Source organism: Nonomuraea turkmeniaca (assembly GCF_005889735.1).
Lineage (GTDB): Bacteria > Actinomycetota > Actinomycetes > Streptosporangiales > Streptosporangiaceae > Nonomuraea > Nonomuraea turkmeniaca.
In genome coordinates this window covers 25375-39632 of the sequence record NZ_VCKY01000037.1, presented here as the reverse complement: position 1 = coordinate 39632, position 14258 = coordinate 25375, and the positions used below count along the sequence as shown (strand labels likewise).

Genomic DNA, 14258 nt, shown 5'->3' with positions numbered 1-14258 from the left:
CGCCGGTCCAGGGCACGCCCGCCCGGAAGGGCGGGCCGCCGCCCGTCGATGCGTCCCGCACCACACGGGGGAGGCCGCGTAACCCGCGCGCCGTCGTTCCGCGAGACGGCCGACGAGCAACGTGCCGCGGCCGTCTCGCCCCGGAGCGTCAGGAGCAGGTGTACCCCGACGGGAGACGGTTGTCACCGCTCGGCCGGGTGCCCTGGAAGCCGAAGGAGGTGCTGGCCCCGGGCGCGAGCGTGCTGTTGTGCGCGACGCTGCCTGCCGTGGCGGCCTGGCCGCTCACCGACATGGAGACGTTCCACCCCCCGACGATCTGGTGACCGGACGGCACCGTGAACCTGACCGTCCAGCCGTTCGATGGGATCGTGCCGGTGTTCGTCACGGTCACCTGGATCACGTACCCGGTGCTCCACTGGCTCTGCACGGTCGCCGTGGCCGTGCAACTCCCCGTCCCGCCGCCCGCCTGCGTGGTCACGGTGACGGTGCCGGAGCGCGGCGAGCGGTTGCCCGCGGCGTCCTTGGCGTAGACGGCGAAGGTGTAGGACGTGTTCGCGGCCAGGCCGGTGACGGTGGCCGAGGTGGTCGAGGACGTGGTGACCGCCGTCTCCCCCGACGACTGCACGCGCACCACGTCGTAGCCGGTCACCCCCACGTCGTCGGACGAGGCCGCCCACGACAGCCGCGCCGACGACGAGGTGACGTCCGACGCGACGGGAGTGCCCGGCGCGGTGGGCGGGCCGGTGTCGTCGTCCGGCGTCTCGTACGTCAGCCCGAAGCCCTGCGCGAACAGCGGCGTCTTGCCGTCGCCCGCGTTGATCGGCTGCTGGGAGGCGCTGCTCATCCACGTCATGGGCAGCTTCCCGGTGGGCTGAACGGCCCCGAACAGCACGTCGGCCACACCCTGACCCTCCGTGCCCGGCAGCCAGGCGGCCACCAGGGCATTCCAGCCGGGCAGCTGGGCGGCGATGTCCATAGGACGTCCCGACACCAGCACCACCACGACGGGCACCCCGGCGGCACGCAGGGTGGAGAGCGTGTTCAGGTCCGCGGTGTCCAGGCCGAGCCCGCCGGACCGGTCGCCCTCGCCCTCCGCGTACGGGGTCTCGCCGACTACCGCGATCGCCGCACGGTAGGAGCCGTCGATGCCGCTGCCGTCACGGCTGTAGGTGACGGTCGTGCCGGAGCCAGCGGCGTTCCTGATGCCCTGGAGGATCGTGGTGCCGGGCGTGATGGCGCCGGACGAGCCCTGCCACGAGATCGTCCAGCCGCCGCTCTGGTTGCCGATGTCGTCCGCGCTCTTGCCGGCCACGAAGATCTTGCCGCCCGGGACCAGCGGCAGCACGTTCCCGCTGTTCTTCAGTACGACCTGGGACTTGGCCACCGCCTCGCGGGCCAGCGTCCGGTGCGCCGCGCTGCCCACGGTCGCGGTGTAGGACCGGTCCGTCAGCGGCTTCTCGAACAGGCCGAGCTCGAACTTCTTCGTCAGGATGCGCCGGACCGCGTCGTCAACCCGGGCGGCCGCGACCCGGCCGGCCTGCACCTCGGCCCGCAACAGGTCGATGAACTGCCGCCAGTCCGTCGGCGCCATCACCATGTCGATGCCGGCGTTCACGGCCGTGCGCACGTCGAGCGCGGACGCCCCGGGGGCGCCGTCGATCTGGTCGATGCCGTTCCAGTCGGAGACCACGAAGCCGGAGAAGCCGAGCTCGCCCTTGAGTACGGTGGTGATCAGGTACTGGTGGCCGTGCAGCCTGGAACCGTTCCAGCTGCTGAAGGAGATCATCACCGAGCCGACGCCGCGCTCGATCGCGGCGCGGAACGGCGGCAGGTGGATCGCCCGCAGGTCGGCTTCGGACAGCTGGGTGTCGCCCTGGTCGTCGCCGCCGGTCGTGCCACCGTCGCCGAGGTAGTGCTTGGCGGTGGCGAGCACGGAGGCAGGGCCGTTCAGCGTGGTCCCCTGGAGGCCGGTGATGATCGTGGCCATGGAGGAGGGCAGCTCGGGCGTCTCGCCGAAGGACTCGTACGTGCGGCCCCACCGGTCGTTGCGAGCCACGCACAGGCAGGGCGCGAAGTTCCAGTCCACCCCGGTGCCGGAGACCTCCTCGGCCACGGCGCGGCCGATCCGCTGCACGAGGTCCGGATCCCTCGTCGCGCCGAGGCCGATGTTGTGCGGGAAGATCGTGGCGCCAACGACGTTGTTGTGGCCGTGCACGGCGTCCACGCCGTACAGGATGGGGATGCCCAGCGGAGTGGCCAGCGCAGCGTTCTGGAACCTGTCGTACATGTCTGCCCAGGATGCGGGGGTGTTCGGTGACGGCGCGGAGCCGCCGCCCGACAACACCGAGCCCAGCCGGTACGTCGTGACGTCGGCGGCGTTGATCGTGCGCTCGGCCTGCGTCATCTGCCCGAGCTTCTCGTCCAGCGACATCCGCCCTATCAGGTCGGCCACTCTGGTCGGCACGGGCAGGGTCGGGTCCTGGTACGGGAGCGCCGCGGCCGCGGACGCGGGGGTGACGGCCGGTCCCGTGGCGACGAGCAGCGCCACGGCCACCACCCGCAACGCCCACTGCCTGATCGTGGTCTTCAACATGGCACGCTGCTCCAGCTCGGCTCGGGGGTGGGAGCGCTCCCATTCACTACGGACTCTAAATCTCGGCCCCCCGGGTTTCCCTGTCCCGCTCACGACGCCGTCCACGGCCACCCACCGCACCTGGGCAAACAGCGCAAGATCAGGTGAAACTTTCCCCCCGCTTCCGTGGCGGCCCTGGGCCGCGGCCGACGGCGATCGTACGCCGGAAAGCGCCCGATGGGTGGGCGGTCAGACTCGGAGCGCCTCCAGGAGGCGGTCGGCCTCGGAGGCGAGGCGCGGCAGTTCGGCCGCCGGGTCCGGGGAGCGGGCCAGCAACATGCCGCCCTCGCACAACGCGCCGAAGACGAGTTGCGCGCGGGCGGGCACGGCCGCCTCGTCGTCTTCGGCCACCATGCTGAAGCCGGCGACCAGGATCCCCAGCAGGTGATCGTGCTCGGCCGCCCGCACCGCCTCCCACCCCAGCACCGAGGGCGCGTCCAGCATCACGATCTGCTGGAACCCGGGATCGAGACAGTGCTCCAGGAAGGTGCGGGCACCCCGCCGCAGCGCCGCCCACGGGTCGCCCTCCTCGGCCGCGACCCGCTCCAGCTTGGCGCAGATCTCCCCCAGCTCCCCCTCGAACGCCGCCCGGAACAACGGCAACTTCCCCCCGAAATGGTGATACGCGGCTCCCTTGGTCACCCCCGCCGCGGCGGCGACCGCGTCGATCGAGGTCCCCGCATAACCGTTGCCCCCGAACAACTCCCGCGCGGCCCGCACCAGCGCCGCCGTGGTCTCGTCCGAACGCTCTGCCTGAGTACGGCGGATCATCGTGCTCCCATTGACTTACATACTCGCGGTACGTAACTTCATAACACAGTTACATACCCACAGTATGAATCATGGAGGTGAGCCTTGTCCTCACCGCACATCGCCGTCTACGGCGCCACCGGCCACACCGGACGCCTGGTGGCGGCCGAACTCCGCGCCCGCGGCAAAGACGTGATCCTGTCCGGCAGGGACGCCGGCGCGCTCAAGGCCCTGTCCGAGGAGCTCGGCGGAGCCCCCGTGCACCAGGCGACGCTCGACGACCCGGCCGCGTTACGGGAGCTCGCCGGGCAGGCGAACGTGCTGATCCACTGCGCGGGGCCGTTCACGCACACCGGCGAGCCCGTCGCCACCGCCGCGGTGGAGGCGGGATGCCACTACGTCGACCACGCGCTCGAGCAGCACCACACCAAATGGATCTTCGACACTCTTCAGGAGCCCGCCAGGCGAAAAGGCATCACCATGGTCACCGCGATGAGCTTCTACGGCGGGACGGGCGACCTGCTCGCCGGCGCCGTGGCCGAGGGCCTGACCGGGATCGACCGGGTGATCACCGCCTACGCGGTGTCGGGCTGGCGGCTGACGACCGGGGCCAAGCAGACCGCCGAGCTGCTGTTCGCCGACACCCGGCGGATCACGTACACGGACGGCGAGCAGCATGTCGGCTACGTCGAGCCGCGTAACGCGGTGTTCCCGTTCCCCCCGCCGCTCGGGCCGCGGACGATGATCGCCCCCGTCCCGTTCTCGGAGGTGGTCACCGTGCCCAGGCACGTGCGGACGCGCCACGTCGAGGCGCAGCTCACGGCGCACACGTTCGAGGAGGAGCAGGCGTTCACCAGCGAGCACGTGGACGCCGCCACCAGGGCGGGCTCCCGCTTCACCGTCGCCACCCAAGTGATCACCGCGGACGGCGGCAGCGCGGGGCAGGTCAGCGGCCACGACCTGTGGCGGCTGAGCGCCCTGGCGTCGGTGGAAGCCGCGGTACGGCTGGCCGGCGGTCACGGCCGCCCGGGCGTCTACTCCCCCGCTGAGGCGTTCGCGCCCGGCCCGTTCCTGCGCGACCTGGAGCGGCTCGGCCTCTTCACGCTCACTCTCCCAGGAAAGGCGGAATCATGATCCTCGTGACGGGCGCGGCCGGCGGGCTACAGGGAGCGACCGGGCGGCAGGTCGTGGACCTGCTGCTGGAGCGCGGCGAGCAGGTGCGGGCCTTCGTGCGCGCCGACGACCACCGGGCCGAGGAGCTCCGCAAGATCGGCGCCGAGGTGGTCGTCGGCGACTTACGCGAGATCACCACGGTGCGCCCGGCCATGCGCGGGGTCCGGCGCGCGTACTTCACGTACCCGGTGACGGCCGGGCTGCTCGACGCCACCGCGGCGTTCGCGGCGGCGGCCAAGGAGGAGGGGGTGGAGCGGGTCGTCGAGGTGTCCCAGCTGGACGCCTCCCCCGAGGCGGGCACCCCGCGCATGCGCCGCCACTGGCTGTCGGAGCAGGTCTTCGACTGGGCCGGGGTGGGCGCGGTGCACCTGCGTGCCGGCGTGTTCTTCGAGAACCTGGCCGTGGTGGCGGCCGCGTCCGGCGACCGCGAGCTGTCCCTGCCGCTCGGCGGCGGGGACACGCTCGTCCCGCTCGTCGCCGCCGCCGACGTGGCCAGGGTGGGGGCCGGGCTCCTGCTCGACCCCGGCCCAGCCGAACCCGTGTGCCTGGTGAACGGGCAGATGGCGACCATCGGCGAGGTGGCCGACGCGTTCGGGATCCCGTACGTGGACGTGCCTCCCGAGGAGTGGGAGGCCCGCGCCATGGCCATCTACCAGGACGAGGTCGCGGTCGAGCATCTCACGCACCTGTGGGCGCTCTTCCGCTTCATCGGATCCGGGCACCACCCTCTCTACGAGGTCACCGAGAGCATCGAACGCGTCGGCGGCCGCCCGCCGACGACGCTACGCGAGTTCGCTCAGGGCTCCCGGTAGTCGGCCGCCACCCCGATCAGCGAGATCAGGCCGGTGGCGAACTCCAGCGCCTCCTCCTGGCCCTCGCTGAACGGCGGCTCGAAGCCCACGCCCTCCCACGTGCGTGTCCGCGGGTTCCACAGGTCGGCGCCGACCTCGAAGTCCCAGCCGAACACGCCGTAGTCGTACCAGAGCGCGTCCGCGGTGTTGCCCGCCGCCGAGTAGAGCACGTCGGTCACCGGCCCGGTCTGCTGCGGCCAGCTGACCGTGCCCTGCTCGGCGGCGATGGCCTCCTCGATGGTGCGGGCCGAGGGCAGGAACACGCCGGTACGCGAGCCGTCGCGGTGCACGCCGATGCGCAGGGCCAGCACCTTCGCGGGTGGCCGCGCGACGTCGGCCGGGGCCTGCGAGGACGAGGGTCAGAACGGCTGCGGATGCACCTAAGCCATGCGTCGGCTCCTCCAGAGATCGCCCTTCTGAGGCCCACTCATCGAAGGCCGGCCGGAGGCCGACGACAAGACCCCCGGCCGGAGAACCGGCCGGGGGTCGTCGTGCTCCACGTGGATCAGCCGGTGAAGCCGATCTGCGTGTAGTCGTAGTAGGCGTAGCCGCGCGAACCGAAGTTGGCGAGCGTCTTCTTGACCGCGTAGATGTCAGGACGCTGGTACAGCGGGATGGTGTGCACCATGTCCCAGATCAGCTTGTCCGCGGCGTTGGCCAGCTCGACGGCCTTGGCCGGGTCCATCTCGTCCACCGCGGCCTGGATGGCGGCGTCGACGGCCGGGTCGCTGGCCTTCGGGAAGTTGCTCTCCGAGCCGGTGAAGTAGATCTGCTTCAGGCTGCCGATCGGCAGGGGCGTGCCGATCCACGAGAACGGCACCAGGTCGAAGTCGCCCTTGATGATGTAGTCGTTGAAGAACTTGTCAAGGGGGACGGGGCGGATCGTCACCTTGATCCCGGCCTCCTTGAGCATGGCCTGGGTGAGCTCGCCCTCCGTCTGCGAGACCGGCGTGCCCGTGGGGATGACGAAGTTCAGCGCGAACTCCTTGCCGTCCTTCTTGCGGTACTCGCCCTCCTGCTTCCAGCCGGCCGCGTCGAGCAGCTGCTTGGCCTTCTCCAGGTTGTACTTGCCGAGGTCGCCGGAGTTGTCGACGTAGCCCTTGTGGTTGTTCATGAAGACGTGGTTGCCGAGCGTCTGGATCGGCCAGTCCATGTCCTTAAGGTCGGACTGCGTGATCACGTCACGGTTGATCGCGTACTGGATGGCCTGGCGGACCGACTTGTCCTTCAGGAACTCGCTCTGGTTGTTGACGGTGAAGTGCCGCCAGTTCGGGCTGAGCGCCTTGCGGATCTCCGCGCCGGGGACTTCCTTGGCCCGCTTGAGCTCGGCCGGGGCACCCGACGGGATCTCGACGGCGTCGAGCTCGCCGTTGGCGAAGGCGTTCACCTGCGCGGCGGGCGACTCGATCGCACGGAAGATGACCTTGTCGAGCTTGGGCTTCCTGCCCCACCACTTGTCGTCACGCACGAGCGTGAGCGTCTTGGTGCCCTCGTCGAGCTTCTCCACCTTGAAGGGGCCCGCGGTGGCCGGGATCTTCTGCAGGTAGTCCTTGTCGTACGCCTCAGGCGTCTCGAGGTGCTTGGCCGGGAAGAGGTGCGAGGTCCCCCGGTTGAACATGCCCTGCCACTCCGGGTACGGCTTGGAGAAGGTGATGATGGCCACCTTGTCCGAGTCGCCCTTCGCCACCGACTCGATCTTGTCCCAGCCGTCCGTGGACGCCGGCTTGAACTTCTTGTTCTCGCCGCTGTTGGCCTTCCACGTGGCCTCGAGGTCCTTCCACGTGATCGGCGTGCCGTCCGACCAGGTGGCCTTGTCGTTGATCGTGTAGGTGACGACCTGCTTGCCCGACGACATGTCGTTCTTGACGTCGGTCACGTAGTCCTTGTTCGGCGTGAAGTTGGCCTCCGCGTCGGCCATCATCAGCTGGGGCATGAACACGTCGAGCATCTCGGCCGTGTCCGCCTGGTTGCCGTCGACGTGGTTGCCGTTCCACTGGCTCGGCCACTGGCCGACCGTGAGCGTCAGCGTGCCGCCGTCCTTGACCTGCTCGTAGGCGACCGGGTTGATGCTGATGGCCGGGGTCTCCGCCATCTGCTGCTGCGCCTGCTGCGTCTTCTCCGCAGTGGGCTGCTTGCTCTCGCTGCCGCCCCCGCCGCAGGCCGCGACGGCCATGGCCAGGACCGCGATTCCCGCGGCTGCCCGGTAACGAACCTTCACTTTTCCTCCTGATCGTCCGAGGCCGTGATGACCTCGATCTCCTCCGCGTAGTGGCAGGCTGCGCCGTGGTCCACGGCGTTCGCGAGCCGAGCAACCGAGGGCTCTTCGTCCACACAGATCCGCCGGTCCGCCTCGCTGAGCTGGGCGAACTTGGGGCATCGGGTGCGGAACCGGCAACCCGATGGCGGGTCGGCCGGGCTGGGCAGGTCGCCTTCGAGCAAGATCCGCTTCCGGGTGCGCTCCATTTCGGGGTCCGGCAGCGGGATCGCCGACAACAGCGCCTGCGTGTAGGGATGCGCTGGATGGTCGTACACGTTCTCGACCGTGCCGATCTCGGCGATCCTGCCGAGGTACATCACGGCCACGCGATCGGCCAGGTGCCTGACGACGGCCAGGTCGTGGGCCACGAACAGGTACGACAACCCCAGCGTGTTCTTCAGCTCCTCCAGCAGGTTGATGACACCCGCCTGGATGGAGACGTCGAGTGCCGACACCGGCTCGTCCAGGACGAGCAGCTTCGGCTCCAGTGCGAGCGCGCGGGCGATGCCGATGCGCTGGCGCTGCCCGCCGGAGAACTGCTGCGGGTAACGCTCGGCGTGCTCGGGCGAGAGCCCGACCAGCTCCAGCAGCTCGGCGACCCGGGCCCGCACGTCCTTCCTGCCGTGCGCGCGCAGCGGCTCGGCGATGATGTCGCTCACCGGCATGCGCGGGTCGAGCGCGGCCATGGGGTCCTGGAAGACGATCTGCAGGTCGCGGCGGAGCGCCTTGCGCGCGTCCTTGTCGAGCTTGGCGCTGTCCTTGCCGAGCACGACGACCCGGCCGCCCTGCGGCGGCTCCAGCTGCATGATCTGCTGCAGCGTGGTGGTCTTGCCGCAGCCGGACTCGCCGACCAGGGCCAGCGTCTCGCCTTCCGCGACGTCGAAGCTGATGCCGTCTACCGCGTACACGGTGCCGACGCGGCGCTTGAAGACCGCGCCCTTCATCAGCGGGTAGTGCCGGATCATGCCGTCGAGCTGCAGCACCGTCGAGCGCTCGGCGCGCGGCACCCGGACCACGTCGCTCGGCGGGATGACCGGCACGGGGAACACGTCGGCCCCGGTCAGGCCCTTGTGCTCGATCTCGTGCGAGCGGATGCAGGCGACCTGCCGCCCGCCGGCGAACGGCGTGAGCGGCGGCTCCTCGTCGTCGCACATGTCCACCTTCATCGGGCAGCGCGGCGCGAACGGGCAACCTGGCGGCAGCGCCGACGGCGACGGCGGGTTGCCCTCGATGGGCACCAGCGGCCCCTCCTCACCGTCGACCCTGGGGATCGAGGCGAGCAGGCCCATCGTGTACGGCATGCGCGGCCGGTAGTAGATGTCGTCCACGGACCCCTGCTCGACCGGCCGGCCCGCGTACATGACGAGCACCCGGTCGGCCATGCCCGCGATGACGCCCAGGTCATGGGTGATCATCACGATGCCGGCGCCCGTCTCCTGCTGCGCGGTCTTGAGCACCTCCAGGACCTGTGCCTGGATGGTCACGTCGAGCGCGGTGGTGGGCTCGTCGCAGATCAGCAGGTCGGGGTCGTTGGCGATGGCCATGGCGATCATCGCGCGCTGGCGCATGCCGCCGGAGAACTCGTGCGGGAACGCCTTGGCCCGCAGGTGCGGATTCGGGATGCCGACGAGGTCGAGCAGCTCCACGGCACGCTTGGCGGCCTTGTCCTTGGCCATCTTCTGGTGCACGCGCACCGCCTCGGCGACCTGGTCCCCGATGGTGTAGACGGGCGTGAACGCCGACAGCGGATCCTGGAAGATCATGCTGATCGCCTTGCCGCGCACCTTGATCAGCTCGTCTTCGTCCATGCCGAGCAGCTCGCGGCCGTGCAGCTTGACCGAGCCGCTGACGACGGCGTTCCTCGGCAGCAGGCCCATGATGGCGAGCGAGGTGACGGACTTGCCGGAGCCGGACTCACCGACGATGCCGAGCACCTCGCCGCGCTCGACCTCGTACGACACCCCGCGCACCGCCTGGATGCCGCCGGGGAAGGTGACGGTGAGGTCGGTGACCTCCAAGATGCTCACGAGTTGCTCCCCGGGTCGAGTGCGTCACGCAGGCCGTCGCCGATCAGGTTGATACTCAGGACCAGCAGGACGAGCAGCCCTGCCGGGAAGGCGAACAGCCAGGGGTAGCCGGTGGCGTTGCGCGAGCCCTCCGCGATGAGCGTGCCGAGCGAGACGTCGGGCGGCTGGATGCCGAAGCCGAAGAAGGACAGCGCCGCCTCGCCGATGATCGCGCCGCTGACGTTGAGCGTCGCGTCGATGATCAGCAAGGAGGACAGGTTGGGAACGACGTGCCGGAAGATGATCTTCCAGCGCGGGATGCCCATGTAGACCGCGGCCAGGACGTACTCCCGTTCGCGGAGCGAGAGCGTCATACTGCGGACCACCCTGGAGGTGATCATCCAGGTGAACGCGGCGAGCAGCACCACGAACCAGAGCCAGGTGCCGCCTTTCAACCTCGGCGAGATGATCGCGATGATCAGGAAGCTGGGGAGGACGAGCAGCAGATCCACGCCCCACATGAGGACCTTGTCCACCCAGCCGCCGAAGTATCCGGCGAACGCGCCCACCACCGCGGCGAGGCCGGTGGCGATGAGCGCCACCAGCAGGCCGATGATGATCGACTTCTGCATGCCGCGCAGCGTGACCGCGTACATGTCCTGCCCGATGGCGCCGGTGCCCCACCAGTGGTCACCGTCGGGGGCCGACATGAAGGCCAGGAAGTCCTTGTCGGTCCAGTCGTACGGGCCGATGTACGGGCCGATGTACGCCAGGAGGATCAGCAGGATCAGGGCGACGGTGCCGTAACGGGCCTGCTTGTTGCGGAACAGGCGCCTGAGGACGACTTTCGAGCGCATGTCAGCTCACCCTCACCCGAGGATCGAGCGCCGCCACCAGCAGGTCCGACAGGAAGGCGGCGAACAGGACACAGACGGCGGTGAAGAAGGTCACCGCGGCGACGGAGTTGACGTCGTTGGCGTTGATCGCGTCGACCAGCCAGGCGCCCATGCCGTGCCAGGCGAAGATCTTCTCGGTGAAGATGGCTCCAGTGAACATCGTTCCGAACGCGAAAGCGAAGTATGTGGCGGACGGAATCAGCGCGGTGCGCAGCGCGTGCTTGGTCAGCGCGGTTCTGCGGCGCAGGCCCTTGGCCATGGCGGTGCGGACGAAGTCCTGACCGAGCACGTCGAGCATCATGTTGCGCTGGATGCGGCTGTAGAAGGCGATCGAGCCGAGGCTGAGGGAGATGGTCGGCAGGATCAGGTGGTTGAGCCGGTTGACGAACTGGTCCCAGCCCGCCAGCTTCGGGTTGTACTCCCCGGTGTACTCGATCAGCGTGAACCCCAGTGCGTCGTTCAGGTTGTACGTAGCCATCGCCAGCAGTGTGGCCAGGAGGAAGACGGGGAGCGCCATGATCACGAAGGAGCTGACCCCGATTAACCGGTCGCTGAGCTTGTACTGCCGCACCGCCGAGAAGGCGCCGAACGCCACCCCGATGACGAAGCCCGCCAACGTGCCGATCAGGAGCAACCGCAGACTGACGAAGATCCGGCGGCCCATCTCGTCGTTGACCGAGCCGCCGTTCCAGGTCTTGCCGAAGTCTCCCGTGATGACGCTCTTGGCCCAGGTCCCGTAGCGCACGATCACCGGGGTCTTGTCGTTCAGGTTGTACGCGTCGAGCGTGGCGTCGATGACCGACTCGGCGATGGGAGGCTGACGTGCCTGGTACGCGGCCCGCGGATTCATGGTGCTGGCGGCCAGCACGTACGCGAGACTGGCGGCGATCACAACCAAGATCGCATTTATTGCCAACCTGCGAAGCAGGTACTTGCCCATTACTCTCCGTTCGCGCTGCCCCGGGGCGACGCCTCCTGCCATGAGGACGCCCCGCAACGTAAAGCCACCCCGGATCCGGAAATCTCGCTGACCGGGAGATGGCGATCAAGCGGAGAATATATGTAAAAATATAACGGTCAGAAACGACTGAATATAACAGTCAGGTCACTCACAAAAGATCGTGACAGGTCACCAAGCGCCCCTAATTTTGGGCCTTGACCTGCGGCTATGCCGGTCATTTAGGGTGTTCTAACGCCGCCTCCACGGGTGCTGTGTCACAAAACCCGGACAATAATTGACGAATGCGCGGAGTGATCTACATCATTGTGTAGACGCCTAGAATCCACGCCGTTCCTGCCTCCCGGCCGATTCACGGAGGTCCTCGATCCGCAGCGGACCCATGCCCGGCTCGGCGGGTCAGACTTTGAGTGCGGCCACTCCCGAACCGTGCAGGGCGTCCACTACGGCAGCGGGACGCCCGGTGAGGAGAAGCAGGAGGATCTGGCTGGGCCCGCTGCAGTCGCGGGTGTACCCCACGGCCTTCCGCGTCTCCTAATGCAGCCCGTACGCGCGCCGGGCGGTGCCGGCGAAGACCTCGGCGCGCTCACCCTCCGACAGGCCCGCGCACAACTCGTCCGCGGCCTGCGCCACCCGCCGGTATTCGGCCGCGAGCAGGCACACCGGCCAGTCGGAGCCGAACATCACCCGATCGGGCCCGAACGCCTCCAGCACGACCTCCGCGTACGGCCGCAGATCGGACACCCGCCACGCCGTCCAGTCGGCCTCGGTGACCATGCCGGAGAGCTTGCAGTAGACATTCGGGTGCGCGGCCAGCTCCATGATCCGGCTGCGCCACGGCTCCAGCTCGCCGGCCGCGATCGGCGGCTTGGACAGGTGGTCGAGCACGAACGTCAGCCCCGGCATGGCCCGCACCGTGTCGATGGCGGCCGGCAGCTGGTGCGGGAGCGTCAGCAGGTCGTAGGCCAGCCCGGCGGCCTGCACCGCGGCGAGCCCGCGCCGCACGTCGGGCCGGTTGAGCCACTCGGGGTCGGCCTCGGACTGCACGCCGTGGCGCACGCCCACCAGGCCGCCGGGCAGGGCGGCCAGCGTGTCCGCGGCGTCGGGCGCCTTGAGGTCGATCCAGCCGACCACGCCCGCGACGAGGTCGGACGCGGCCGCGAGGGCCAGGAACTCACGGGTCTCGTCCAGGTCGGGCAGCACCTGGACGAGCACGGTGCGGGTCACCCCGGCCGCGGCCGCGGGGGCAGCCAGGTCGTCGAGCGTGAACGTGCGCCGGACGGGCGCCATCGGCTCCGGGTCCAGCCAGGTTTGCGGGCGGACGGAGAGGTCCCAGACGTGATGATGTGCGTCGATACGGTCCATGGCTCAGTCGAGCTCCAGCTCGGTCCAGAGGTCGTCAGGGATGGGGGTGGCGGCCAGGGACAGGTCCTCGGCCACCTCCTCGAGGCTGCGGGCGCCGACCACGACGCCGGTCACCGCCGCGTGCCGGAGCGGGAACTGCAGGGCGGCCGCCGCGAGCGGCACGTCGTACGCGGCGCAGCGCTCGGCCAGCTCGCGCGCCCGCTCCAGCACCGGCTCGGCGGCAGGCGCGTAGTCGTAGCGGGCGCCGGGCCCGGGGTCGGCCAGGACCCCGCCGTTGAACACGCCCGCCACCAGCACCCCGGTGCCCCGCTCGGCGCACAGCGGCAGCAACTCCTTGCCCGCCGCACGGTCCAGCAGGGTGTAGCGGCCCGCCACCATCACGCAGTCCACGTCGGTCTCCCGCACGAACCTGGCCAACATCCCGGCCTGGTTCATGCCCACCCCGATGGCCCGCACCCCGCCCTGCTCGCGCAGCCGGTCCAGCGCCGGGTACGCGTACCGCACGGCCGGCTCCCAGTGATCGTCGGGGTCGTGGATGAGAAGGATGTCGAACGCGTCGAGCCCGGTGCGCTCCAGGCTGCCGGAGAGAGAGGCGTAGACGCCCTCCACGGTGTAGTCCCGCCTCCCGGGGTCGAGGAGCGCGCCGACCTTCGTGGACACCGTCACCTGAGACCTGTCCACACCCGCGAGAAACCGGCCCAGCCTGCGCTCGCCCAGCCCGTCACCGTAGCGAGGGGCGGTGTCGAAGTACCGGACGCCACCCTCCCAAGCGGCCTCCAGCGTGGCCGCGGCCTGCTCGTCTCCGACCGGCGTGTACAACCCCGCCAGAGGAGCGGTGCCGAGGCCGATCCTGGAAACGCTGACGCCGCTGCGACCGAGCCTCACGTCTCGGCTCTCCTCTCGGGCGGGAGATCGTTTGCAGATCGCAACCTAGCAGACCTCCGATGTCCCGACTAGCCAGTCAGGTGCTTACGAAAGGTATGGACAGAAGACGACTTGTTCGCGTAGATATACGTCCTACTCGTGAGGCGTTACGTCCCTGAAACATTGCGCACTTCGACGTATCGGCAGGTCGAGCGCATTTGAGCGCCCCTGCGATTCCGCTCTCATCGCGCTCGCGGTTTCCGCCATGTGTTCCGGAACAGGAGTGTCGGTGGTCACGACGGCTACCCACGATGGGGCATGCCGGCGACCGGGTTGGGCGCTGCCGGCCGGCTGCGGGCGGCTGGGTGCGATGGTGTTCGGCGGCGTGGCCGGCGAGCGGTTACAGCTCAACGAGGACACCCGCCAGCCCTGCCGCCTCGTGGGTCCGGTCAGGCTGGTGCCATACGGCGAGGCCCGTGTGGACGCCTCATGACCCGCGAGCGGCC

12 protein-coding genes are annotated in these 14258 nt (G+C 69.4%); 3 read left to right on the top strand and 9 right to left on the bottom strand.

The window, feature by feature from the left end:
* Window positions 1-148: 148 nt before the first annotated feature.
* Window positions 149-2593, bottom strand: a complete 2445-nt coding sequence (locus ETD86_RS13755; protein ID WP_138666535.1) for a glycoside hydrolase family 3 N-terminal domain-containing protein — start codon at window positions 2591-2593, stop codon at window positions 149-151.
* Between the two features lie 228 nt (window positions 2594-2821).
* Complete coding sequence (locus ETD86_RS13750) at window positions 2822-3403, bottom strand: TetR/AcrR family transcriptional regulator (RefSeq protein WP_138666534.1); 582 nt, start codon at window positions 3401-3403, stop codon at window positions 2822-2824.
* An 84-nt stretch (window positions 3404-3487) separates the two neighbouring features.
* On the opposite strand from ETD86_RS13750, the gene ETD86_RS13745 reads away from it, so the two are divergent.
* Window positions 3488-4516: a saccharopine dehydrogenase NADP-binding domain-containing protein gene (locus tag ETD86_RS13745; protein ID WP_211370025.1), complete on the top strand. Its 1029-nt coding sequence runs from the start codon at window positions 3488-3490 to the stop codon at window positions 4514-4516.
* Window positions 4513-5367 (top strand): NAD(P)H-binding protein, encoded by an 855-nt coding sequence (locus ETD86_RS13740; RefSeq protein WP_138666533.1) that lies wholly within the window; start codon window positions 4513-4515, stop codon window positions 5365-5367. Before ETD86_RS13745 ends, ETD86_RS13740 begins: the two co-directional genes overlap by 4 nt.
* Here ETD86_RS13740 and ETD86_RS13735 read toward each other — a convergent pair.
* The 7 genes from ETD86_RS13735 to ETD86_RS13705 all read right to left on the bottom strand — a co-directional run bounded on the left by ETD86_RS13735 (window position 5352) and on the right by ETD86_RS13705 (window position 13773).
* Window positions 5352-5717: a hypothetical protein gene (locus ETD86_RS13735; RefSeq protein ID WP_138666532.1), complete on the bottom strand. Its 366-nt coding sequence runs from the start codon at window positions 5715-5717 to the stop codon at window positions 5352-5354. The genes ETD86_RS13740 and ETD86_RS13735 overlap by 16 nt on opposite strands.
* Window positions 5718-5911: 194 nt before the next feature.
* Window positions 5912-7624 carry an ABC transporter family substrate-binding protein gene (locus tag ETD86_RS13730; protein ID WP_138666531.1) on the bottom strand — a complete coding sequence of 571 codons (1713 nt, stop codon included), beginning with the start codon at window positions 7622-7624 and terminating at the stop codon, window positions 5912-5914.
* Window positions 7621-9690: an ABC transporter ATP-binding protein gene (locus ETD86_RS13725; RefSeq protein ID WP_138666530.1), complete on the bottom strand. Its 2070-nt coding sequence runs from the start codon at window positions 9688-9690 to the stop codon at window positions 7621-7623. The genes ETD86_RS13730 and ETD86_RS13725 overlap by 4 nt, the downstream gene beginning before the upstream one ends.
* Entirely contained in the window at window positions 9687-10526 is an 840-nt protein-coding gene (locus ETD86_RS13720) for an ABC transporter permease (RefSeq protein ID WP_138666529.1), read from the bottom strand. The genes ETD86_RS13725 and ETD86_RS13720 overlap by 4 nt, the downstream gene beginning before the upstream one ends.
* Before the next feature lies 1 nt (window position 10527).
* A complete protein-coding gene (locus ETD86_RS13715; protein WP_138666528.1) occupies window positions 10528-11505 on the bottom strand; it encodes an ABC transporter permease in 978 nt (325 codons plus the stop codon).
* Between the two features lie 552 nt (window positions 11506-12057).
* Entirely contained in the window at window positions 12058-12888 is an 831-nt protein-coding gene (locus ETD86_RS13710) for an amidohydrolase family protein (protein ID WP_138666527.1), read from the bottom strand.
* A gap of 3 nt (window positions 12889-12891) precedes the next feature.
* Entirely contained in the window at window positions 12892-13773 is an 882-nt protein-coding gene (locus ETD86_RS13705) for an aldo/keto reductase (RefSeq protein ID WP_170223067.1), read from the bottom strand.
* Between the two features lie 268 nt (window positions 13774-14041).
* On the opposite strand from ETD86_RS13705, the gene ETD86_RS56900 reads away from it, so the two are divergent.
* The gene (locus ETD86_RS56900) at window positions 14042-14245 is read left to right on the top strand and encodes a glycoside hydrolase N-terminal domain-containing protein (RefSeq protein ID WP_211370024.1); all 204 of its coding nucleotides are present in this window, start codon (window positions 14042-14044) and stop codon (window positions 14243-14245) included.
* Window positions 14246-14258 lie beyond the last annotated feature (13 nt).

Coding starts and splice junctions, on each gene's coding strand:
- ETD86_RS13755 (WP_138666535.1), bottom strand. CDS start 2,593: ATGTTGAAGACCACGATCAGGCAGTGGGCGTTGCGGGTGGTGGCCGTG.
- ETD86_RS13750 (WP_138666534.1), bottom strand. CDS start 3,403: ATGATCCGCCGTACTCAGGCAGAGCGTTCGGACGAGACCACGGCGGCG.
- ETD86_RS13740 (WP_138666533.1), top strand. CDS start 4,513: ATGATCCTCGTGACGGGCGCGGCCGGCGGGCTACAGGGAGCGACCGGG.
- ETD86_RS13720 (WP_138666529.1), bottom strand. CDS start 10,526: ATGCGCTCGAAAGTCGTCCTCAGGCGCCTGTTCCGCAACAAGCAGGCC.
- ETD86_RS13715 (WP_138666528.1), bottom strand. CDS start 11,505: ATGGGCAAGTACCTGCTTCGCAGGTTGGCAATAAATGCGATCTTGGTT.
- ETD86_RS13710 (WP_138666527.1), bottom strand. CDS start 12,888: ATGGACCGTATCGACGCACATCATCACGTCTGGGACCTCTCCGTCCGC.